The sequence below is a fragment of the Acinetobacter sp. SWBY1 genome (assembly GCF_002946595.1).
GTDB classification, from domain to species: domain Bacteria; phylum Pseudomonadota; class Gammaproteobacteria; order Pseudomonadales; family Moraxellaceae; genus Acinetobacter; species Acinetobacter towneri.
This window is the reverse complement of record NZ_CP026616.1, coordinates 2,647,784-2,669,788: the sequence shown is the minus strand read 5'-3', so window position 1 is coordinate 2,669,788 and position 22,005 is coordinate 2,647,784. Positions and strand designations below refer to the sequence as shown.

Below are 22,005 nucleotides of genomic sequence, written 5' to 3'. Positions count from 1 at the left end.
CAAAGATCGAAAAAATGGATCAGAACAAATTGAGTTGTCTTAACTGGAAATTATAACATAATTTTCAGTTAAGTTTACCTTTCAAACTTGCCAAAACATCAAACGGATTATCACGTTTTTCTTCAGCAATGTTCTGAATGGCAGGTTGATGCTTATGCTCGCAAGCATCATGCTTAGGAGATAAAGGCAACAACAATAACAATTCATCTTCTATAAGTGTCAGTAAATTAGCCGTCGCTGGCGAGTCATAATCGCCTTTGCTGGTGGCTTCACTTTCACCTAATACAATGAAATCAGCATCCTCATCCAAGCGCTCTATCAGTGACTCATCATCCACAAGAGCTAGATGAAAATCTGAAACGAGGTCTATTTCTACAGAACCCAAGCAACGCTGGCATTCCATTGGAACTTTCGTTTCAATATGACCATCTAGCCATGCAATGCGATGATACGCATCCATTGATAGCTTACAGTCTATGTTAACCAATTGATCATCAATTGATCCAACAGCTTCACGGGCGATACGAGCAAAGCGAGACAATGGCAGGTTACCTGACCATGTAAAGCCCTGTTCAGCCCATTTAAACGGCTCAATCTGTGCCGGAAAGGTATTTGCTGACATAATTAAGGCGGCAATTCTACAAATTCATCAGTACTCTGTCAAAGATTAAGATACAATTTTGTACTTATTTAGACAGACCAATTTTGGGTAACACAGTCATGCATCTGTTGCAGCCGCAAACAGAAGTGAATTTTTCATCACTTGTGAGCACACTTCCAACCACCAATTCTGACACTTCGCCCCCCCAAGTGCAACTCTCGGACTGGGCCAAACTGAATACAGAAGCGGAACAGGTGGACTGGCTCATCTTACACTTTAATCACTGGTTTTCCCACCTAAATGTGAACTTGGTCAAAGGTGACTTTGAACCTGAGTACTTTCCTGCAACAACAGACCAACCTGCACGAATTCAATTTGCGCATGGCTTCTTTAATAGTGCACTGCATGAAATTAGCCACTGGACCATTGCAGGTGAACAACGCCGCCTATTGTCCGATTTAGGCTATTGGTATGCCCCCGATGGTCGCACTCAAGAACAACAAGCCTTGTTTGAACAAGTCGAAATAAAGCCGCAGGCAATAGAATGGCTGTTTGCTCAAGCGTTTGGGCGTAAATTCCGCGTGTCTTTAGACAACCTGACGGGTGAAGGTGGAGATGGCAGCACTTTTAAAGACAATGTCTTTGCACAAGTGCAGCGTTATTTTAATGGCGAAGCCAAATTACCACGCGATGCAAAACGCTTGATTGAATGTATTTGTTACTGTACCCGAGGTGGCAAAACATTACAAATTGAAGAATTTGAACGTAAAAATCTAGATTAAATGCAATAAAGCATGGGGCAATGATTGCAAGTGACATCCATCCCCTTTCATAATGAAGCGACGAACACAATTACGCACTGAGGGAATTCATATGTTGCATTTAAGAGTACATCCTGAAAATCCGCAGCCGCGTCTCATCAGCCAAGCGGTTGAACGCATACGCGCGGGCGATGTGGTGATTTATCCAACCGATGCTGCCTATGCAATTGGTTGCCAGATTGGTAACAAAAATGCGATGGAGCGTATTTCACAAATTCGTGGTTTAGGTGCTAAACACCAATACGCCATTATTTGTGCCGATTTATCTGACATTGCCACCTACGCCAAAGTAGACAATGCCATGTATCGTCTACTAAAAAACAATACCCCAGCGGTGACGACCTTTATTTTACCTGCGACCAGTGAAGTGCCACGTCGCTTAATGCATCCGAATAAAAAAACCATTGGTTTGCGTATTCCAAGCAATCCAATTTGCCGCATGCTGCTGAAAGAGCTGGGTGAACCTTTACTGACCAGCACCCTGATTTTACCAGGTCAGGAAGACCCTTTAGATGATCCTTACGAGATTGATTTACAGCTCAGCAAACGCATAGACGTACTGATTGATGGTGGCTTAGGCACACTCAGCACCACCAGTATTGTGGACTTGTCGGGTGACAGCCCGCAAATTGTACGTCGTGGTGTGGGTGATGTGAGTGCTTTTGAATAAGCACTCCTTTTATTCACGCTGTATTTGTTATCTTTGTAACATCATCACCCAAGAAAATACCCCTATTTATTTTTGGCTTTTTTTGACATTTGGCTGTAGAACAGATTTATTTCAACCACGATATCCTTTAGACTAGCCGCTATTAATTTTGTGCTATTTCTCTACCGCTCCTCCTATCTAAAGCGGAAATAGCGTTTGCATGCTTTTGAAAATTCGCGTGGCCCAATACTGTAATGAATCAATCCCTCCACAATGCGATGGAACCTGCCCAACACATTCGTGTGTTAGATGAATGGCAAGAGTCGATTCCAGAGGATTTATATATTCCTCCTGCAGCATTTGAAATTCTGTTAGAGCATTTCGAAGGACCACTCGACTTTCTAATTTACCTGATTCAAAAAAATGGCTTCGATTTACTCCAGTTAGATATTGCCCCGATTGCATCGCAATATCTGTCGTATATGGATGCCATGAAATCACTGAATATTGAGCTCACTGCTGACTATATGGTGATGGCTGCACTATTGGCCGATTTAAAATCACGGCTGTTATTGCCAAAAGCACCAAGCGCCAGTGCAATTGAGAAAGACCCGAAACAAGAGCTGATTGACCGCCTAGAAACATATTTAAGAGTCAAGCAAGCGGCGGAACGCCTTGGGCAAATGCCAGTTTTAGAACGTGATACCTTTGCCACCAATGTTGGCTTAGGACACACTGCTGTGAATAATGTCGGCTATGCGGCCGATCAATTACGTGATGCGTTGTTCTGCATTTTTAACCGTCCTGAACCTGTGACCCATCAAATTTTGCAAGAACCTGTTTTACTTGAAGAACGGATTGCATTTATTGAAGCCAAACTCGCATCGGGTGAAGTACTGAGTTTTGATGCGTTGCTAAAACCAAGTCAGGGACGCATGGGCATGGTTGTGACCTTTATGGCGATTTTAGAACTGACTCGCCAGCAAAAAGTGTGCATTATCAGCAGTGGTATTGAAGCACCATTGAGTATTCAAGGGGCGCAGGCATGAACTCAGAACAGATTGTTTCAAACCTGTCTGAAGGTGAGCAACAGCATGAAGTGCTGATGCAACTTGAAGCTATTATTTTTGCCAGTGATAGCGCAGTGTCTTTGGCGCGCCTAAAAGAAGCCTTTCAGGATAAATATAGCAAAACACAATTACGTCAGTTTTTACAACAACTTGCCATGCTACAACATGGTCGCTCGATTGAACTGATCGAAACCGCACAAGGTTTCCGTTTTCAGGTGCGGGCAAAGTATCGTACAATTATTACACAGGTGTGGCCTGAACGTCCGACCCGACTTTCGCCCTCACTGCTAGAAATACTGGCGGTGATTGCCTACCACCAACCTGTGACCCGAGCAGATATTGAACAAATTCGTGGAGTATCAAACAATAGTCAAATTTTACGCACATTGTTTGATTGGAACTGGATTAAGGAATCTGGCTTTCGAGAACTCCCAGGAAGACCTGCGTTGTTAGTTACAACGCCCCAATTTTTAAATGCGTTTGGCTTGAATTCCTTAAGCCAATTGCCTCCCCTACAGGATGCCAAGGAAGCTTTCATGGCACTCGATGCATCTGCGTCTGTGTCTTGAATAGGTAAACTGTTGATGATCATTTCTAAGGTTGTGCTGTCATGAGTGAAAAGTTGCAAAAGGTACTCGCACGAGTAGGCTTGGGTTCTCGCCGTTATATGGAAGAAGTCATTGCCGCTGGTCGTGTGAGTGTCAACGGCCAAGTTGCCCAAGTGGGTGAACGAATCGAACCAGGTGATGAGCTTCGCATCGATGGTCGTAAAGTTCAGTTCCAAATTGAAGATGAAATTCGTCGTCGTGTTCTGATTTATTACAAACCAGAAGGCGAAATTTGCTCACGTAATGACCCAGAACAGCGCCCAACTGTATTTGACAACCTACCTGCAATTGCAAATGATCGCTGGGTGATGGTTGGTCGTCTGGATATTAACTCGACAGGTTTATTGTTGTTTACCAATGACGGTGAACTCGCCAACCGTTTAATGCACCCATCGAACGAAATTGAACGTGAATATGCAGTTCGTGTGATGGGTGAAGTGACACCACAACTGAAAAACAACATGCTGCGCGGCGTAGTGCTAGATGATGGCCCTGCCAAGTTTGAATCTTTCTCTGAAATTGGCGGTGATGGTATTAACCGCTGGTATCAAGTGGTGGTAAAAGAAGGTCGTAACCGCGAAGTTCGTCGTATTTTTGAATCACAAGGTCTGAAAGTCAGCCGTCTATTGCGTACCCGTTACGGCACGGTAATTTTACCGCGTGAATTACGTACAGGTCGCTGGATGGAATTGGATAAAAATGACATCGATAACCTTGCCAAAGCGGTTGAGTTAAAACCACGTCAAGGCACAGGTTTGTACGGCATGGCAAAACGTCGCAATGAGCGTATGCAGGAAAAACCGTTGGCAGCACGTCGTGGTGGTTTCTTGCGTCAGCAACGTCGTGACACCGAAGAAGCTGCACAAAACACAGGTTTTGCACCGCGTGAACGTCGTCAGGACGGTAACAGTTACGGCAACCGCGAACCACGCCAAGACGGTAACAGTTACGGCAACCGTGAGCGTCGTCAAGATGGTAACAGCTATGGCAACCGCGAACGTCGCCAAGATGGCAACAGCTATGGCAACCGTGAACGTCGCCAAGATGGTAACAGCTATGGCAACCGTGAACGTCATCAAGATGGCAATAGCTACGGCAACCGAGAACCACGTCAGGATGGTAACAGCTACGGCAACCGTGAACGCCGTGACGAAAATGCACCACGCAAACCGTTTGGCAATAAAAGCTTTAAAAAATTCTAAAAGCTGAAATACGCCAAATTGATAAAAAGCCACACGTTCATGTGTGGCTTTTTTATTGGGCAAATTGGTTGGACAAAAAATAATAAAAATTAAATATTTGGCAATACAGGAATTTCAATCCACTGTGCTTTTGGAAAGCTTTTTGACAAATAATTTTTTAAATATTTGGCAGTATCCTGCGAAATTAAAGGGTCTTGTGATTCATCGTTCAAATTATATGCCAATGCATGTAAATTCAAACCACGTGTTTTTAAAGCTTCCAAACTGAGCAAAGTGTGGTTAATACTGCCCAAACGCCCAGAACTCACCAAAATAACAGGATATTGTTTTTGCTCAATATAGTCGATGGTGAGTAGGTCTGTGGTCAGCGGCACCATGAGTCCACCCGCACCTTCTAATAATACTGCATCATACTTTGCTGCCAGTTGCGCAGTCGCAGCCTCAATTTTAGCAAAGTCAATCTCACGACCATCAATTTGTGTAGCCAAATGCGGTGAAGCAGGATAGCTAAAAATTTCAGGCATGGTGAGTTTGTCATCATCTTCAGGCAACCATTCACTGCCCATAATTTTACGATGCTGCTCAATATCTTCTGAAACGTCTTGATTGCCTGTTTGAATCAGTTTTTGGGTAATGGTCTGAATACCCTGTTCATTCATGGTCTTGGCTAAATAACCCGTGGCATAGGTTTTGCCAATCCCTGTATCAATACCACTCACAAAATAGACTTGAGCTGTCATGGCATTCTCCGTGCAAGACAATAAATAGGATGATACGTGAGCGTATAACTTTTTTGCTGTGAGCTATGCTGCTGACTAAACTGTTCATAGCCCCGATAAAATTCGGTTAAAGTCGTTTTGTTCCAACGCTGCCCTTGTGCTGTACCCGTGACACCTGTGGCTTTTAAATGCTGCAAAATCTGTTTGGGATGTTCAAAACTTAATGATTCAAGCTGCTCTGAACAGTGTAATACTTCAAAGCCCTGCTGTTTAAGCTGTTGTTGTAACGCATCCATACTCAAATAATGTAAGCCTTGACCTGTTAATTGCTTAATTTCAGTCAAGTTTTGAGGGCCAAACGTCGAAAAGCACAAATACCCTTGCGGCTTTAACGCTTGATTCGCCTTACGCAATAATGCTCCAAAATCTTCCACCCATTGCAAAGCCGAACTCGAACAAATTAAATCCAAAGACTGCGGAAAATCGAGCTGTTCTATATCGCCAATTAAGCCATGAATTTGCGTACTAGTTGTTTGAGGATGATGCAGATACGCATGCAACACTTCGGCATATAAATCATTTAAAGTCAGCTGTTGAATTTGAAATTCACGCAGTAGCAAGTCGGTTAAATTCCCTGAACCACAGCCAATTTCCAAGACGTTTTTAAAGCAAGGCTGAGGTTGATCTGACAACTTTTGCTGCACAATATATTGCTGCATTTTTGCCATTAACTGCTGACAAATTTGCTGCTGTACCACGGCATGCGTTTTATAACTCTGATGAGCGCGGGCAAAACGCTGTGCCACTTGTGCCTTATCTATACGCATACGCACACTCAAAGCAAATCCAGTAACTGTGTTAAATCTGCCGTTTCAAATTGCGTATTTAAACAAATCCGCAGTCTTGAACTGCCTTGCGGCACAGTCGGTGGACGTACAGGCATCACATAAAAACCTGCAGTCTGTAACTGTCGGGCTTTGCTTACAGTTGCAGTAGAGTCGCCAATAATCACAGGTACAATTTGCGAAGTTGATGGGCAAACAAAACCTTTGGCCTGAATCCCCTGCTGCATAGATTGGCTCAAAGTAGCCAAATGCTGACGCTGTGTCTGCATCTGCACAATCTGATTCAGCATAAAGTGTGTCCATGCCATGCAAATAGGTGGCTGTGCGGTACTAAAAATTAACGGACGCATCCGATTAATCAGGTAATCGCGGATAATCGGATCACAGATCAAATATCCCCCAACTGAAGCAACGGCTTTGCCAAACGTCCCAACTAGAAAATCAATGGCATCAATTACGCCATACTGTTCGGCACAGCCCAAACCTTGCTGCCCACGTACGCCAATCGCATGTGCTTCATCGACATATAACATGACTTTGGCAAATTGCTGTTTCAGCGCGACCAATGCGGCTAAATCAGTTTCATCACCATCCATACTAAAAATGGATTCAGTCACCACAATAATGCGTTCATAATTATCATCGGCATGATATTGCGTCAGCAATTGCTGCAAATGTGCCAAATCATTATGCCGATAACGCAAATATTTTGCAGATGACAAACGAATGCCATCAATCATGCTGGCATGTACCAGTTTATCGGCCAAAATTAGGGTTTTCGCATCTGCCAATGCAGGTAAAATACCAATATTCATGTGATAGCCGCTATTAAACAGCAAGGCAGCTCGCCCATGAAATAATTGCGTTAATGTGGCTTCAAGCTGTTCATAGGCAGGGAAATTTCCAGTCAGCAAACGTGATGAAGATGCACTCATTAAACGCTGTGCATTGGGCGTTTCATCAAAAAACTGTTCACGTAAGCGCAAATCAGAGGCTAAACCCAAATAATCATTGGAAGATAAATTCAGCATCTGCTGTTGCTGAATTTCAATTGTTTTACCTTGCTGCTGATTGCTGCGAAATTGACGAAAATTGCCCTGTTGGCGAAGCTGATCAAGCTGTTCTGCATAGTGATCGAGTAAACTCATGCGCTCGCTCCTTGCATACCTGTCACCACCTCAGCCAATTGCTGCAATAAAGTATTTAGTTCTGCTGCTGTAATCACATACGGCGGCATCACATAGACCAATTTACCAAAAGGACGTACCCAAATACCACGTTGCACAAATTCTTGTTGCAGGCTTTGCATATCGACAGCATGTTTAAGTTCTACCACACCAATTGCACCTAAAACTCGCACATCCTGCACCCATGCCAAATTAGCCAATGGTGTTAAATGCTGTTCAAGTTGCTGTTGTATACGTTGAATATTGGCTTGCCAGTCTTGTTCTAATAATAATTGGGTACTTTTTACTGCAACCGCGCAGGCCAGTGGATTTGCCATAAAGGTCGGGCCATGCATAAACACACCTGCCTCACCTTGCGAAATCGTTTCTGCAACATGCTTCGTGGTCAATGTGGCAGACAAGGTCATATAACCGCCTGTCAGCCCTTTGCCGATACACATAATATCGGGTTCGACCTGTGCATGTTCCCATGCAAACAACTTGCCTGTACGCCCAAAACCTGTGGCAATTTCATCAAAAATTAACAACACGTCATATTGCTCACAAAGCAATTTGGCTTGACGCAAATATTCAGGATGATAAAAACGCATGCCGCCTGCACCTTGCACAATTGGTTCAATAATCATGGCGGCAATCTGCTGATGATGCTCTACCAAACTTTGCGCCAATTCTGCAATATCGGCAGGATTCCACTCTTGGTCAAAACCTGTTTGTGGTGCAGATACAAAATAACGACGCGCCAAACTTGAGCCAAAAACCTGATGCATCCCTGTAACAGGATCACAAACCGACATGGCATTCCATGTATCGCCATGATAGCCAGAACGGGTGGTAATAAAATTGGTTTTTTCAGTTTTGCCTTGTGCAGTCCAGTATTGCACAGCCATTTTCAGCGCCACTTCAACGGCGACGGAGCCTGAATCTGCATAAAAAATTTTATCTAAACTCGGTGGGGTAATTTCGAGCAACAAACGCCCTAACTCAATAGCAGGACGATGGGTCAATCCACCAAACATGATATGCGCCATACTGTCGAGTTGCTCAGTCACAGCACGGTTCAGCTCAGGATGGTTATAGCCATGAATCGCGCACCACCACGATGACATGCCGTCAATCAACTGGCGACCATCTTCAAGTTCAATGGTGCTGCCAAATGCCCGCTTAACCTTAAAGGTTGTTAAGGGCTGAGTCATAGAGGTGTAAGGATGCCAAAGATGTTCACGATCAAAAGCCAAATCCATCTGTTCTGTCATCCCACCATCATCCTTGATCTTGTAAAAAACTTGATGTGCTAAATCTTAAACCTGTCTACAGATAAAATAAATTGCGAGATTTGTCACTTATGGACCTGTTGGCGGGTTTTTCTGTAAATATTGGCAGATTTTGCTAGTCAACTCATCGGCATGGAACAATGGCAGCCCATGCGAGCCTTGCAAAACATCTACGCTTAAAAACTTTGCAGCTAAATTTTGCAGTTTAGCTGCAACTTTGCAATCAACTAAAACATCCTGCTCGGCAAAAAGATGATACTGCAGACCTGTATAATTTTTAAGCTTAGTCACCAAGTTTAAGTTTTCCAATAAATCCAAACCGTGTTGAAGCAAAGATTGCGGCTGTGGCTGAACCAAACTTTGTAATTGTAATAGGTCGGTTTTACTACTAGTGACACCCTGACACACCATAAAACCAAAACGCTTTAGGGTCAGAATTGGGTCTTGTGCAAAAGATTGTTTAAACTGGGCAAACGTGGCTTGTGGCATAGCGGTATCCCAATCGGCTTGTGCAACAAAACACGGATTGGATGCAATGGTAATTAAGGTTTTATATCCTGCATATTGGCTGGCAATCGCATCGACCAGTAGCGTTGCCAATTGCCCACCCAGTGACCAGCCCATAATTACATCAAACTGACGTGCAAATTCAACCTGTTGCTGCATGACTTGAGCATCAGTAGCGTTAAAAATATTGATGAGCTCAACCCGAAAACCTTGTGCAGTCAGGGCTTGCTGTAACGGATTTAAGAGTGCAGTACCACCGCCCCAGCCTGTAATCAATAAAATCTGTTGTTGCACGTGGCTTGCTCTCAAGTTAGAAAATCACCTCAGTATAATACTGAATCGGCTCAATCAACATCTGCAAAGCACCAAGATACGTCAATCAAAACGAATCTAAATATAAAAGCCGATCTATAAAAAAACCCGATTTATCATAAATCGGGTTTTGGCTTAATTTGCTTTGATCAGATTACATTTGCGATTGAATGTAGTTTTGTAAACCAATCAATTCAATTAAACGTAATTGTTTTTCCAACCAGTACGTATGATCTTCTTCTGTGTCGGTCATTTGCTGACGCAACATATCACGGCTGACATAATCGCCTTTTGCTTCACACAATTTTACGCCTTGCGCCAATTTTTCACGTACTTCGTATTCCAGTTTTAAATCGGCTTTTAAGCAAGACACCACATCTTCACCCACGTCGATGTCATCGCGCTGCATATTTGGAGTGCCTTCAAGGAACAATACACGACGAATCAAAGCATCGGCATGCTGCGCTTCTTCCTGCATTTCATGGTCAATGCGCTCAAAAATTTTGCTTAAACCCCAATCTTCATACATACGCGAATGAATCAGGTATTGATCGCGAGCAGCCAGTTCGCCACCAATCAACATATTTAAATAGTCTACGACTTCTGGATTGCCACGCATTTGCTGTACTCCCTTTCTTAATCCAGTCATTATGGACACATTCAGGCAAAATTGCAAAAGTTAATTATTGTAAACCCATGATTTTTATAAAATTAAAATGAGAAACATACGCATTTGCAATATAACTTAAAAATTCCCATATATAAAACAACTGCTTGGCAAAACTTAGCTTTAAAAATGACAATACAATGATTTTGCATCATTTTGTAAATATTGAAAGAAACCATACTTTGACGCTCAAGTATCGTAAAAAACGCCTAAAAAGCGGATTTTAAAACCCAGCTGCTTTATGATAGTCACGAGTTCCATCACTTTCTTAAAATAATGACAAATCTAAATACATCTGCACCCATTTTAGTCACAGGCGCAACAGGCTATATTGCCAGTTGGGTCATTAAAAACCTGCTTGAACAAGGACATACCGTACACGCGACGGTGCGTGATCTGAATAAAACCCACAGTTTTCAACATCTGACTGATATCGCGGCAAAAAGCACAGGCAACTTACAATTATTCCAAGCCAACTTACTTGAAGAAGGTGCTTTTGATGCCGCCATGCAAGGTTGTGAAATCGTGCTGCACATGGCCTCGCCTTTTGTGGTCACCAATTATAAAGATGCAGTTAAAGACATTATTGAACCTGCCGTCATAGGCACCGAAAATGTATTAAACAGCGTTAATCGTACTGCATCGGTAAAGCGTGTAGTGGTGACTTCAAGTATTGCTGCAACCTATGGCGATGCGATTGATATTTTAAATACGGCCAATAATCGCTTTGATGAAAGCCATTGGAATACGACCAGTAGTCCTGAACATCAGCCTTATCCTTATTCAAAAGTAGCAGCAGAACGTAAAGCTTGGGAAATGGTACAAGCACAGCAACGCTGGGATTTGGTCTGTATTAACCCTGCTTTGGTGCTCGGGCCATCCTTAACCAAAAACACGCAATCGGGCAGCGTGGAGGTTCTCTTGCAATTTGCCAATGGCTTAACGCTAGCAGGTGTGCCAGCCATGTGGAATGGTATTGTAGATGTACGAGATGTTGCCGATGCCCACATTCAAGCCGCTTTTAACCCTGCAGCGCAAGGTCGCTATATTATTAGTGGTGGTACATTCAGCTTGCTGGAAATGGGCAAAATTTTAGCGCTGCATTTTGGCCGTAAATATCCGTTCCCACGTAATCAGTTGCCTAAATTTGCCTTTAAAGCCTTTGGCCCTTTACTTGGTTTTTCCCGTAAATTTGTGGAACTGAATATGGGCTACCCGATTTATTTTCATGCGGAAAAAAGTCAGCGTGAATTAAACATGCGCTACCGCAATATTGAAACCAGCTTGGTAGAGCACTTTCAGCAATTGATTGATGATGGCATTGTGAAGAAACGTTAAACCTTCGACTTCTCTCAGTAAAAACCAAGGCACTTCATCGTTGAAGTGCCTTTGTACCTATTAGTGGATAAAATGTAGGATGATGCTTATTCAAGCACACCATATTCCTGCATCAGCTGAATAAACTCAGCTTCATTCATGACCTGCACACCCAACTTCTCGGCTTTTTCCAGCTTTGAGCCAGCTTTCTCACCCGCCACGACACATTTGGTTTTACCCGAAACACTACCACTCACCCGTGCACCCAAAGCCTGCAACAACTGAGTCGCTTCATCGCGTCCCATTTGGCTCAACGTCCCTGTAATCACCCAACTTTCACCATTCAAAGGCTGACGTGTCGGTGCAATCGGAGCATCCCAATGAATGCCTGCAGCTAATAAACGATCCAACACTTCTAAATTATGCGGCGCTTGGAAAAAGTCCAAAATCCATTCTGCCGTAATATCTCCCACATCTGGAGTTTTCTTTAACGCTTCTAAATCAGCTTCACGCAAAGCCTCTAAAGTCTGAAAAGTATTGGCAAGCATCCGCGCGGTGGTTTCGCCCACACCACGAATTCCCAAGGCATAAATAAACGCAGCCAACGTGGTTTTTTTGCTGTTTTCAATCGAGTCAATCAAGTTTTGAACCGACTTCTCACCCATTTTTTCAATGCCGAGCAAAGTGTCGCGGTGTTCGTGTAAATGATAAATATCAGCCACATTTTGTAGCAAGTTCAGATGCAGTAATGACTCCACCCAACGATCACCCAAACCTTCAATATCCATGGCTTTACGTGACACAAAATGACGAATCGCTTCAATACGCTGTGCCGCACAATACAAACCGCCTGAACAACGCGCCAAAGCCTCACCTTCAGGCATCACCACAGGCGAATCACACACAGGGCATTGTTCAGGTAAATGCACTTCTTGCGCATCGGCAAGGCGAAATTCAGGCCAGACTTTTTCAACTTTGGGAATCACATCACCACTACGGTAAACACTGACCGTATCGCCTAAACGCACATCCAAACGGTGAATTTCACCAATATTATGCAAAGTAACATTGGATACCGTCACACCACCTACCGCAACGGGGTTTAAACGTGCCACAGGCGTCAACGTACCTGTGCGCCCCACTTGCCAATCAATATTTTCAATGGTGGTTAAAGCGGCAACTGCAGGGAATTTATAGGCAGTCGCCCAGCGCGGCTCACGACTTAAAAAGCCCAATTGCTGTTGCTGTTTCAAGTCATTGACCTTGACCACCATGCCATCAATTTCAACGCTTAAATTCGGACGCTCAAGGTTAATTTGCTCATAGGCCGCCTGAACATCTTGAATGCTCTTGCAGACAAAATGACGTTCGCCAATTTCAAAACCAAACTGCCCCAACCATGCCAAACTGTCGGACATGGTGCTTTGTCCATGAGGCGGCACACATTGCGCAATGCCATAAGCATAGAATGCTAAAGGACGTGAAGCCGCAATATTCGGGTCTAACTGACGCAAACTGCCTGCTGCTGCATTGCGTGGATTGGCAAAGGTTTTTTCACCTTTGGCTGTATTGGCCGCATTGAGTTTTTCAAAACCAAGTTTTGGCATCAACACTTCACCACGCACTTCCAAAAATTCAGGAATAGCCGTTTCTGTCGCACTCAAAACTTTCGGTAAATTGCGGATAGTTTTGACGTTGTGGGTAATGTCTTCCCCTGTTTCCCCATCACCACGGGTCACACCACGCACTAAAACACCATGTTCATACCAAAGTGAAATCGCCAAACCATCAAATTTGAGTTCGACATCGTATTCAATATTTTGGTTGGGCAAACGCTCTTCGACACGTCTTGCAAAGGCAAATAATTCTTCCTGATTAAACACATTGCCTAAAGACAACATTGGCACAGCATGTGTAACCGTGGTGAACTTTGCCAAAGGTGTGCCACCGACTTTATTGGTCGGTGTATCGGGTTGAACTAAATCTGGATACTGTTGTTCCAACGCTTTTAGTTGATGGAAAAGCTGATCATATTCACTGTCTGCAATTGTCGGTTGATCCATCACATAATAGGCATGATTGTGCTTGGCAAGCAGTTGAATCAATTGACGCATTTGCGCCACGACGGTTAAATCTACAGACATATTTTCCACCATAAAAAAGGGCGGTCTTGTTCCGCCCTTCAATTTTTTCTATGTAGCGCATGCTACAGCTTGTATTGCTGCGCACATTATAAAAATGCGGCTGCAAAGTTGCAATTTATCCTACTGCACTCAGTTCATTTGCCAAACACTTGACGTAGCTTATACCCAGTACGAGATCGCAATTCTAGACATGACTTGCCTGACCAGCACGATAATCTATCGCCTGATGACGCCAGTGTTCACGTAATTGTGGAGTAAACTCTAAATGGTTTTGGTCATAGACCGTTCCATCAATTTCACGTGCAATCAGTCCTGAAATGCTGACCATGGTATCAAAGGCATTTTGCACATCGCTGTGCGGCAAAGCGAGGAAGAACGCTAAACCTTTAACTTGTTCGCTCGATAAAGTTTCTAAATCAAAACCATCTGCGCCTTCATCATTAATTTGTAAAACTGAAAATAATAATTTAGTGCCATCTTCGTTATAGCGATGGAAACATGACATTTCACCGAAACGTAAACCATATTTCATCAAGACTTTTAAGGCTTTATCGCCCGAAAGTATGCGACGTTCAGGGAAGACATTCAGCGCGATAAAAGATTCAGCGGTTGCCAAGGCACTTTCTTCATCCATGATTTTTTGTTCATGCAAATGCGAATCTAAAATGCTGCTTTCTTCATTAAATTCTGAAATTTCAGCAGTTTCAATGTGTTGATTCAGGCTGTATTCAGTCGAAGCTTTGTTTTGCTCGACAGTCTGCGCATTCGGTTCAGTTTCTACAATCACTTGCTGAATTTCATCCGATAATGAATATTCTGAAGTTGTCGCTGTCGGGCTTGGCGTGTCTTGTGCAACTTCAGACTTCGATATCGTTGTGGATGGATCAAGCTCAGAATTTTCTGTATTTGCCTGCAAACTCGGTTCAACTTTGTCAGTTTCTGTGCTTGAAGAAGCCACGACATCATCCGTTAAAGCCTGTGGTTCAGACTTGGTAGGCGCATCTTGCGTAACTTCATCTACCGTTAAAGTCGGCTCCACACGCGGTGGCGTAGCGTCGCTTTGCAATTGGTCACGTACATGGCGTGGAATAATCGGTTTTTGGCTTTCTGCATTAAATTGCAGTTCCGAATCTAAGGATGGCGCTGAATCTACAGGTTTTTTTAGAATCATTTTCAAACCAAACGCCATGATCACAATAGCGATGACAATTCCAACGATTGTGGTGATTTCCATATTATGCCTCCGCGACTAGGCCGTATTCTGCGGCTTCTTCTAAATTTACGGTTACTAATTTTGAGGTTCCCGGTTCAGGCATGGTAACACCTAAGAGGTCGGTTGCCATCGTCATAGCAAGTTTATTATGTGTAATGTAAATGAATTGCACTTGTTCAGAAAGTTCTTTTACTAAATTACAAAAGCGCCCCACGTTAGCATCATCTAACGGTGCATCAACTTCATCGAGTACGCAAAATGGCGCTGGGTTTAAACGGAAGATTGCAAAAACCAAAGCCAAAGCTGTCAGTGCTTTTTCACCCCCTGAAAGTAAGGCCAAAGAACTGTTGCGCTTACCCGGTGGACGCGCCATCAATTTCACCCCAGATTGCCAGTCATCTTCCAAGCTCAGACTCGCTTCACCGCCATTAAAGACTTTAGGAAACAGCTCCTGCAATTCGGTATTCACCTGATCAAAAGTGTTCATAAACAGTTTACGAGTTTCCTGATCAATACTTTTCATTGCCGCCTGCAACTGAGAAACAGTATTTTCCAAGTCTTCAATTTGATGGCTTAATTCTGCAAAACGGGCAGATACTTCTTCATATTCTTCCGAAGCCGCCAAATTGACCGCACCCAATTTATCAAACTGTTGCTGTGCTTTCGCCAGTTTTTGTTGATGCGCAGTGACATCAATCTGTAAACCTGTGATGATCTCGCTGTTTAAATCTTTTAACTGTTCAGAATAATGCTGATAGTCCGACTTTGCCGATTGCCATGCCAAGCGCTTTTCTTCGAGTTTGGCACGTAATTGTTCATCTTGCTGCTGTTGCTGCTGCCGTTGCTCGGTCAGTTGCTGCTGTTTGGACTGCACACTGTTCAATTCCACTTGCCATTCCTGCCAATTTTTTTGCAGCTTTTCAGTCTGCTGCTGCTGCTCTGAAAACTGAGTTTCCAAGTCAGGCAATTCCAACTGAACAGGATCGACAAACTTTTTGGCTTGTTCCATTTGCGCCACAATTTGTTGATATTGTGCTTTTAAGAAAGTGGCATCTTTTTCTAACAGTTCAATTTGCTGCTGAGTTTGTACCGCTTGACGGCGTAACAGCTCCACTTCTTGTTGTTGCTGCTGAAACTGTTGCTGTGAACTATCCAGCTGCTCATTCAGCTGCTCGACCTGAAATTGCAAGATTTTATACTGCGGTAAGGCTTGCTCAAGTTTAAAAGCCAAAGCATGTAAATCAATTTCCAGATCATCTTTTTGCATGGCATCTTCTTCAAGCTGCTCATCTAATTGTGCCAATTGATACTGTAATTGCTGTTGCTGTACTGCAAAAGCCTGTGCCGCACTTTCGGCTTTCGCCATTTGCACATCTAGCGTTTGCAAGGCTTGCTGTTGCTGTTTGAGCTGTTGCTGTTGTTGCTGCAATTGCTGCTGCAACTGTTTTACCTGTTGCTGCAATTCAGGCAGTTGCTGTTCTGCTTGCTCATATTGTGGCAGTTGCAGCGCCAACGCCTTTTCAATTTCATCCAAGCGAATCCGATGGCTTAATGCCCCTTGCCCTGCCTGTGCGGCTTCATCATAAAACAGCCCGATTACCCAGTCTGCTCCCACATGATAACCATCTAAACTGAGGATGGACTGCCCTGCTTGTAATTGCGTTTGCAATGCCAAAGCCTGCGATAAACTTTCTGTAATTGCGACACTTTGCCACAAGCTACTTTGCGGTGAAGCAATCCAGTCACTGAGCGACTCACACCCCGAAAGCTGTATTTTTGATGTTTTTGAATCTACAGCCAAATGAATTTTTAGCTGACGTGCGCGGCTGTCCTGAAATTCAATATCTGCTTCTACCACCTGCGCAGATAACCATTTAGCCAAGAACTTTTCAATTAAATTGGCATGTGGTTTCGCCACATCTGCAAGTTGTAATACTTGCATCAACTGCACCACATCGGTTTGGGCTTTTGGACTTTGCTTAATGAGCAATTGATTGAGGTTTTTCTGTTCTGACTGCAAAATCTGAATCTCAGATTTTAAGGTCGCACACTGTGCTTTGTGCTCATTATAGTTGGTCTGCAACGTGGCGAGTTGCTGAGTGCTGTCTTGAATATTCTGTTCTAGTGTTAGCATTTCAGCCTGCAAGCGGGTCTTTTCGTCTTGCAGTTGTTGCATTCCCTCTTGCTGATCTTGCGGCTGAATTTGTGCAAACTGCTGTGTCAGGGTTTGTTTTTGCTGTTCAATACGGCTGATATTTTTGGCTAACTGCTCACTTTGCGCCTGCATGTGCACATGCTTTTGTTGTTGCTGTTCTACTTGCGCTTTGACTTGGGCATATTGTGCAGCTTGGGTTTGTTGCTGTGCTTTTAAATCCTGAAATTGCTGGCTCTGCTGCTGCGCCAAATGATCTTGCTGCTGTAGATTTGCCTGTTGGTTTTCTTGCTGATCGACCAAACTCTCTAGCTGCAATTCAATCAACTGCAAACGCTCTTTGGTTTGTGCTTTTTGCTGTTCAAGCTGCGATAAAGTCGCGGTATTTTGCTGAAACAAACTTTGTTTTTGTTCCAAAGTCATTTTCAGTTCAGCCAGTTTCTTTTCTGCCTGTTGCCATTCTTGCTGTAGCGGTGTCGATTGCTGAATCAAACGCTGAAACAACTCACTGGTCGCAGTTAAGTCATGTTCCAAAGTGGTCAGCTCAGAGCGCACCAATTTAAAACTTTCCCCTAACTCATTCATACTCAGGGTATATTCTTGCTGTAAACGTGCACTTTGTTCACACTGAAAAGACAACACTTCGACTTTAATGGTGCGAATTTCGCTCTCAAGCGCTTTGTATTGAATTGCTGTTTCTGACTGACGTTTTAAGGTTTTTAATTGCGATTTTAGTTCTGAAGCAATATCTTCCAAACGCGCCAAGTTCTGTGTGGTGTGATCCAAATGCAGCATAGTTTCACGACGACGCGCCTGATAACGTGATACACCTGCCGCTTCTTCAATAAACACCCGCATTTCTTCAGGTTTAGCATCAACCAAACGGTTGATCATGCCCTGTTCAATAATTGCATAAGAACGTGGGCCTAAACCTGTACCCAGAAAAATGTCGGTGATGTCACGACGACGACACTTGGTTCCATTTAAAAAATATTCAGACTTACCATCACGGTTGACCTGCCGACGTACCGACAGTTCATTATAGGCGTTATAAGCACCGCCCAATTTGCCATAGGTATTGTCAAAACGCAGTTCAACACTGGCTACACCTACAGGTTTGCGTTTGGCAGTTCCTGTGAAAATTACATCCTGCATACTGCCGCCACGCAACTGGCGCGCACTAGATTCGCCCATCACCCAACGAATGGCGTCAATCACATTGGATTTACCACAACCATTCGGCCCCACCACAGCGGTACGGTTGGCTTTAAAATGTAAGGTCGTACTGTCGGCAAAAGATTTGAAGCCAGAAAGTTTTAAACTGCTTAAACGCATAATGTCCCAATTAACGGCGTGAACGTCTTGCCCATGCAAGCTCGATCTGTTTCATACGGGTCAGAGATTCCAACACCAAGTTGCGCAAGTGTCGGCAAAAATCTTCCATAAATAAAGTGGCTTGTTGTGATTTTCTGCTTAAAATTGCATCACTCACCAGTTTAAATAATTCAAAAGATTCTTGTAACTCCCGACGCGAAGTATTTAAGGTCAAAAAGTAACTGCGTCTTAACGATGGCAATAACTCTTGATAGAACTTCATTAAATATAAATTTCCCACCATATCAGGCTGCCGTGCCAGATATTGAAAAATTAAATCATAAAACTTTTCAGTATTGCCCAAGCGACATTGCTCTGCCAGTTGCAGCAAAAGTTGTTGTAAGGCTTCGGCTTCATGCATTCGCCACGTGTCCGCAATACGCTGCACAATATAACCCAATAACAAACTGCTGCTGTCAAACAAAGCTCGGACTTGCTGTGCCGACATTTCCGACACAATTGCACCACGACGTGGAAAAATTTCAATCAGATGAGTACGTTGCAATAACAACAGCGCTTCACGTACCGAACCACGACTCACGTCCAGTTCTTTGGCGATGCGCAATTCCTGAATACGCTCACCTTCAACCAAATCACCGCTAATAATCTGTTCTGCGATGTGTCGGGCAATTTGTTCCGATAAACTTTCTGATTCTTGTTGTTGCATACTGTTCCTATCTTGTTTTTATAAGATGCAGTGATGAAAATTCGGAGCTACTCTCATTTAAGACATCTCAGGATCATCCTTCGACTGCAAGCATAGCTCCGATACAAGCATCTTTCTTTTTACTGCGAAACAGATCACAACGCCATGACATTGTCCGACAATTTCATGGCGCTAGAGCCAATTTTACATGGCTTAAAACAAAGAAAATAGCGACTCAACTTAGAAAAATACTCGCATACCCTGATATACAAAATAACAGCCAACGGTGGTCAGCAAGCAGGCAAAACATTTTTTCAACATCGCTGGCGATAACAAATGTGCCACTTTCGCACCAACTTTGGCAGTAATAAAGCTCATCACACTAATGCCTATAAATGCATAAATGTGGATATAACCAATGGTATTGGGTACTGCAACTTCGGCTTGCTTACCAAACCACATAAAGCCTAATGCGCCCGCCACCGCAATTGGCAAACCACAAGCGGCTGAGGTTGCTACCGCTTTTTGCATGACCACGCCGTAACGGTTTAAGTACGGCACTGTTAAACTGCCACCGCCAATCCCAAAAATTGCAGAGGCAATGCCAATCCCACCGCCCGCCATGACTTGCTTTGCAGTTGAAGGCAAATGATGTGAAGGATCAACCGCAATATTTGCGCCTCTAAACATCTTAAAAGCCACCCACAGTGCAAAACCGCCAATTAATAATTGTAAGCCTTGCCCCGAAAGGAAATCGGCAATACCTGCACCAACAAATGCACCCACAATTAAACCAGGCGCAAGATTACGAAATACAGGCCACATCACCGCACCTTTTTTATGGTGTGCCGTAACTGAGCTGATCGAAGTTACAATAATGGTTGCCAATGATGTCCCCACCGCCATGTGCATTAACACCGATGGGTCATAATTGAGTTGAGTGAACACAATATATAAAATTGGCACAATAATTAAGCCGCCGCCCACGCCAAACAGCCCTGCTGCAAATCCAGCAATTGCACCAATCAATAAATATATGATTAACTCCATAAATATATTCCACTATTTGTAAATTCGTATGGATGTAGAAACCCGACAACTGCAACAACAACTCACAGAAGCAGGACAGCTTCCAGAAGTACTCATCCTGAAGCCGATTACCACTTCCACCAATGATGATGTACGGGAAATTGCACAAAAAGGTGTGCAGAGTGTCTTGGTATGCAGTACCAGACAAACGCATGGTCGAGGACAACGTCAACGGCAATGGGTATCACCCGAAGGGAACATCTATTTAAGCACATTGCTAAATTTACGAACACCTGTAAATGGGCGTTTGGCTTTAGAAATTGCGTTAAATATCTTGCAAATGCCGAGTCTACAGGCGCTGAATCTACAAGTAAAATGGCCAAATGACTTATACAGCCCGCAAGGCAAATGGGGCGGCATCTTAATTGAGCCAATTTCTGCACAGCAAGTCATTGTTGGGGTTGGGCTTAATCTTGCACCTGTCAGCTCAGCAGTTATTGATCAAAAAACCACATCTTTAACCGAACTGGGTTTGGTATCTATTGATCGTGTGCGCCTGATCGCAGAGCTTTATCTTGCCATTCAACAAGCCTGCGACTGGTTTAATCACGATTGCTATAATTTGGCATCTCGCTTCAATCATCATGCCGCATTTATGCAACAACAAGTTGAATTTGAACATTTTAAAGGTACTTGTCAGGGTACTTTTTTAGGCATTCAGGATGATGGCGCAGTGCAAATTGAAACAGCACAAGGGCTTGAAGTTTTTTATCAGGGACGTTTACGCCCTATCGATCATGCCGAGTCATCTTCATGAAAAATTTATGGCTAGATATTGGTAACACCCGCCTGAAATATTGGGTCACAGAACAAGACCGCATCATCGAACATGAAGCAGAATTGCATTTGCAATCTCCTGCCGATTTGTTGCTGGGTTTGATTCAACACTTTAAAAGTCTGAATGTGCATAAAGTAGGCGTGTCATCGGTACAAGATCAGAAGAATAATCAACGCATTCACTTGATTTTAAAAACCCTGAATGTGCCTGTGATTTATGCCAAAGTGCATGCAGATTATGCAGGTTTGCATTGTGAATATGATATTCAACAACTGGGGATAGATCGCTGGCTGCAAGTGCTTGCCGTGGCAAATGACCCACAAGAAAATTATTGTGTCATTAGTTGTGGTACGGCGCTGACTATTGATTTGGCGGATGGACTGACGCATTTAGGCGGCTATATTTTACCGAACTTATATTTGCAACGTGATGCACTGATTCAAAACACCAAAGGCATTAAAATTCCCGATGCTGCATTTGATGAACTCACCCCAGGACGCAGCACCATTGATGCTGTTCATCATGGTATTTTACTCGGCTTGCTCAGCACCATTGAGCATGTAATTCGACAGTCACCACGTAAACTGATTTTAACGGGTGGCGATGCACCGCTGTTTGCCAAATTCTTGCAGCAATATCAACCGCAAGTCGAGCAAGATTTATTGCTCAAAGGTTTGCAGCGTTATATTCAATATGCAACCCATGAAGTGCACTAAAAACCAAACATTGCTCCATCTACGCTGATAAATCTTTCGGTGTAGCTGTCATCTACGAATAAAGAACAACAAAAAAGCAGGCGCATTTTTATGCGCCTGCTTTTTTAACACTTTGAT

At 43.5% G+C, this 22,005-nt stretch carries 19 protein-coding genes and 1 pseudogene; 8 read left to right on the top strand and 12 right to left on the bottom strand.

Annotated elements, in window-relative coordinates:
- Positions 1-64: 64 nt before the first annotated feature.
- Positions 65-622 (bottom strand): YceD family protein, encoded by a 558-nt coding sequence (locus tag C3Y93_RS12850; RefSeq protein WP_104853113.1) that lies wholly within the window; start codon positions 620-622, stop codon positions 65-67.
- A gap of 98 nt (positions 623-720) precedes the next feature.
- On the opposite strand from C3Y93_RS12850, the gene C3Y93_RS12845 reads away from it, so the two are divergent.
- The 5 genes and pseudogenes from C3Y93_RS12845 to rluB form a co-directional block, all read left to right on the top strand.
- Entirely contained in the window at positions 721-1,383 is a 663-nt protein-coding gene (locus tag C3Y93_RS12845; RefSeq protein ID WP_104853112.1) for an elongation factor P hydroxylase, read from the top strand.
- A gap of 91 nt (positions 1,384-1,474) precedes the next feature.
- Positions 1,475-2,092, top strand: coding sequence for an L-threonylcarbamoyladenylate synthase (locus tag C3Y93_RS12840; protein ID WP_104853111.1), 618 nt, complete (start codon positions 1,475-1,477; stop codon positions 2,090-2,092).
- A gap of 233 nt (positions 2,093-2,325) precedes the next feature.
- A complete protein-coding gene (locus tag C3Y93_RS12835) occupies positions 2,326-3,120 on the top strand; it encodes a segregation and condensation protein A (RefSeq protein ID WP_104853110.1) in 795 nt (264 codons plus the stop codon).
- Positions 3,117-3,710, top strand: a complete 594-nt coding sequence (gene scpB, locus C3Y93_RS12830; protein WP_104853109.1) for an SMC-Scp complex subunit ScpB — start codon at positions 3,117-3,119, stop codon at positions 3,708-3,710. The genes C3Y93_RS12835 and scpB overlap by 4 nt, the downstream gene beginning before the upstream one ends.
- Before the next feature lie 41 nt (positions 3,711-3,751).
- Positions 3,752-4,672 (top strand): annotated as a pseudogene (gene rluB, locus C3Y93_RS12825) (23S rRNA pseudouridine(2605) synthase RluB); the annotation flags it as partial.
- A gap of 368 nt (positions 4,673-5,040) precedes the next feature.
- On the opposite strand, the gene bioD reads toward rluB, so the two are convergent.
- The 6 genes from bioD to ftn all read right to left on the bottom strand — a co-directional run bounded on the left by bioD (position 5,041) and on the right by ftn (position 10,411).
- Positions 5,041-5,691 (bottom strand): dethiobiotin synthase, encoded by a 651-nt coding sequence (gene bioD, locus C3Y93_RS12820; protein WP_096902081.1) that lies wholly within the window; start codon positions 5,689-5,691, stop codon positions 5,041-5,043.
- On the bottom strand, positions 5,688-6,497 hold the full coding sequence (bioC, locus tag C3Y93_RS12815) for a malonyl-ACP O-methyltransferase BioC (RefSeq protein WP_104853108.1): 810 nt from the start codon (positions 6,495-6,497) through the stop codon (positions 5,688-5,690). The genes bioD and bioC overlap by 4 nt, the downstream gene beginning before the upstream one ends.
- An 8-nt stretch (positions 6,498-6,505) precedes the next feature.
- Positions 6,506-7,663, bottom strand: a complete 1,158-nt coding sequence (locus tag C3Y93_RS12810; protein ID WP_104853107.1) for an 8-amino-7-oxononanoate synthase — start codon at positions 7,661-7,663, stop codon at positions 6,506-6,508.
- Positions 7,660-8,943: an adenosylmethionine--8-amino-7-oxononanoate transaminase gene (gene bioA / locus C3Y93_RS12805; RefSeq protein ID WP_104853296.1), complete on the bottom strand. Its 1,284-nt coding sequence runs from the start codon at positions 8,941-8,943 to the stop codon at positions 7,660-7,662. The genes C3Y93_RS12810 and bioA overlap by 4 nt, the downstream gene beginning before the upstream one ends.
- 99 nt (positions 8,944-9,042) lie before the next feature.
- Positions 9,043-9,774 carry an alpha/beta fold hydrolase gene (locus tag C3Y93_RS12800; protein ID WP_096902085.1) on the bottom strand — a complete coding sequence of 244 codons (732 nt, stop codon included), beginning with the start codon at positions 9,772-9,774 and terminating at the stop codon, positions 9,043-9,045.
- Positions 9,775-9,946: 172 nt separating this feature from the next.
- Complete coding sequence (ftn, locus tag C3Y93_RS12795) at positions 9,947-10,411, bottom strand: heteropolymeric bacterioferritin subunit Ftn (protein ID WP_104853106.1); 465 nt, start codon at positions 10,409-10,411, stop codon at positions 9,947-9,949.
- 324 nt (positions 10,412-10,735) lie between these two features.
- Here ftn and C3Y93_RS12790 point away from each other — a divergent pair, with 324 nt between their 5' ends.
- Positions 10,736-11,797, top strand: coding sequence for an SDR family oxidoreductase (locus C3Y93_RS12790; RefSeq protein ID WP_104853105.1), 1,062 nt, complete (start codon positions 10,736-10,738; stop codon positions 11,795-11,797).
- Positions 11,798-11,883: 86 nt separating this feature from the next.
- Here the strand turns inward: C3Y93_RS12790 and ligA are convergent, their stop codons facing one another.
- The 5 genes from ligA to C3Y93_RS12765 all read right to left on the bottom strand — a co-directional run bounded on the left by ligA (position 11,884) and on the right by C3Y93_RS12765 (position 20,355).
- Entirely contained in the window at positions 11,884-13,920 is a 2,037-nt protein-coding gene (gene ligA, locus C3Y93_RS12785; RefSeq protein WP_004972359.1) for an NAD-dependent DNA ligase LigA, read from the bottom strand.
- 184 nt (positions 13,921-14,104) lie between these two features.
- Positions 14,105-15,154 carry a cell division protein ZipA C-terminal FtsZ-binding domain-containing protein gene (locus C3Y93_RS12780; protein WP_104853104.1) on the bottom strand — a complete coding sequence of 350 codons (1,050 nt, stop codon included), beginning with the start codon at positions 15,152-15,154 and terminating at the stop codon, positions 14,105-14,107.
- A gap of 1 nt (position 15,155) precedes the next feature.
- The gene (smc, locus tag C3Y93_RS12775; RefSeq protein ID WP_104853103.1) at positions 15,156-18,620 is read right to left on the bottom strand and encodes a chromosome segregation protein SMC; all 3,465 of its coding nucleotides are present in this window, start codon (positions 18,618-18,620) and stop codon (positions 15,156-15,158) included.
- A 10-nt stretch (positions 18,621-18,630) separates the two neighbouring features.
- Positions 18,631-19,326: a GntR family transcriptional regulator gene (locus tag C3Y93_RS12770; RefSeq protein ID WP_004972365.1), complete on the bottom strand. Its 696-nt coding sequence runs from the start codon at positions 19,324-19,326 to the stop codon at positions 18,631-18,633.
- Between the two features lie 219 nt (positions 19,327-19,545).
- Positions 19,546-20,355: a sulfite exporter TauE/SafE family protein gene (locus C3Y93_RS12765; RefSeq protein ID WP_004972366.1), complete on the bottom strand. Its 810-nt coding sequence runs from the start codon at positions 20,353-20,355 to the stop codon at positions 19,546-19,548.
- Between the two features lie 28 nt (positions 20,356-20,383).
- Here C3Y93_RS12765 and C3Y93_RS12760 point away from each other — a divergent pair, with 28 nt between their 5' ends.
- Both C3Y93_RS12760 and C3Y93_RS12755 read left to right on the top strand, forming a co-directional pair.
- Positions 20,384-21,151, top strand: a complete 768-nt coding sequence (locus C3Y93_RS12760) for a biotin--[acetyl-CoA-carboxylase] ligase (protein ID WP_004972369.1) — start codon at positions 20,384-20,386, stop codon at positions 21,149-21,151.
- Complete coding sequence (locus C3Y93_RS12755) at positions 21,148-21,888, top strand: type III pantothenate kinase (RefSeq protein WP_004972372.1); 741 nt, start codon at positions 21,148-21,150, stop codon at positions 21,886-21,888. The genes C3Y93_RS12760 and C3Y93_RS12755 overlap by 4 nt, the downstream gene beginning before the upstream one ends.
- The last annotated feature ends 117 nt before the right edge of the window (positions 21,889-22,005 follow it).

Bases quoted from the DNA above. Each gene is read 5' to 3' on its own strand.
- C3Y93_RS12765 (WP_004972366.1), bottom strand. From the start codon at position 20,355: ATGGAGTTAATCATATATTTATTGATTGGTGCAATTGCTGGATTTGCA.
- scpB (WP_104853109.1), top strand. From the start codon at position 3,117: ATGAACTCAGAACAGATTGTTTCAAACCTGTCTGAAGGTGAGCAACAG.
- ligA (WP_004972359.1), bottom strand. From the start codon at position 13,920: ATGTCTGTAGATTTAACCGTCGTGGCGCAAATGCGTCAATTGATTCAA.
- smc (WP_104853103.1), bottom strand. From the start codon at position 18,620: ATGCGTTTAAGCAGTTTAAAACTTTCTGGCTTCAAATCTTTTGCCGAC.
- C3Y93_RS12810 (WP_104853107.1), bottom strand. From the start codon at position 7,663: ATGAGTTTACTCGATCACTATGCAGAACAGCTTGATCAGCTTCGCCAA.
- C3Y93_RS12835 (WP_104853110.1), top strand. From the start codon at position 2,326: ATGAATCAATCCCTCCACAATGCGATGGAACCTGCCCAACACATTCGT.
- C3Y93_RS12780 (WP_104853104.1), bottom strand. From the start codon at position 15,154: ATGGAAATCACCACAATCGTTGGAATTGTCATCGCTATTGTGATCATG.
- C3Y93_RS12790 (WP_104853105.1), top strand. From the start codon at position 10,736: ATGACAAATCTAAATACATCTGCACCCATTTTAGTCACAGGCGCAACA.
- C3Y93_RS12850 (WP_104853113.1), bottom strand. From the start codon at position 622: ATGTCAGCAAATACCTTTCCGGCACAGATTGAGCCGTTTAAATGGGCT.
- C3Y93_RS12760 (WP_004972369.1), top strand. From the start codon at position 20,384: ATGGATGTAGAAACCCGACAACTGCAACAACAACTCACAGAAGCAGGA.
- bioA (WP_104853296.1), bottom strand. From the start codon at position 8,943: ATGGATTTGGCTTTTGATCGTGAACATCTTTGGCATCCTTACACCTCT.
- C3Y93_RS12845 (WP_104853112.1), top strand. From the start codon at position 721: ATGCATCTGTTGCAGCCGCAAACAGAAGTGAATTTTTCATCACTTGTG.
- bioD (WP_096902081.1), bottom strand. From the start codon at position 5,691: ATGACAGCTCAAGTCTATTTTGTGAGTGGTATTGATACAGGGATTGGC.
- C3Y93_RS12840 (WP_104853111.1), top strand. From the start codon at position 1,475: ATGTTGCATTTAAGAGTACATCCTGAAAATCCGCAGCCGCGTCTCATC.
- ftn (WP_104853106.1), bottom strand. From the start codon at position 10,411: ATGCGTGGCAATCCAGAAGTCGTAGACTATTTAAATATGTTGATTGGT.
- C3Y93_RS12755 (WP_004972372.1), top strand. From the start codon at position 21,148: ATGAAAAATTTATGGCTAGATATTGGTAACACCCGCCTGAAATATTGG.
- C3Y93_RS12770 (WP_004972365.1), bottom strand. From the start codon at position 19,326: ATGCAACAACAAGAATCAGAAAGTTTATCGGAACAAATTGCCCGACAC.
- bioC (WP_104853108.1), bottom strand. From the start codon at position 6,497: ATGCGTATAGATAAGGCACAAGTGGCACAGCGTTTTGCCCGCGCTCAT.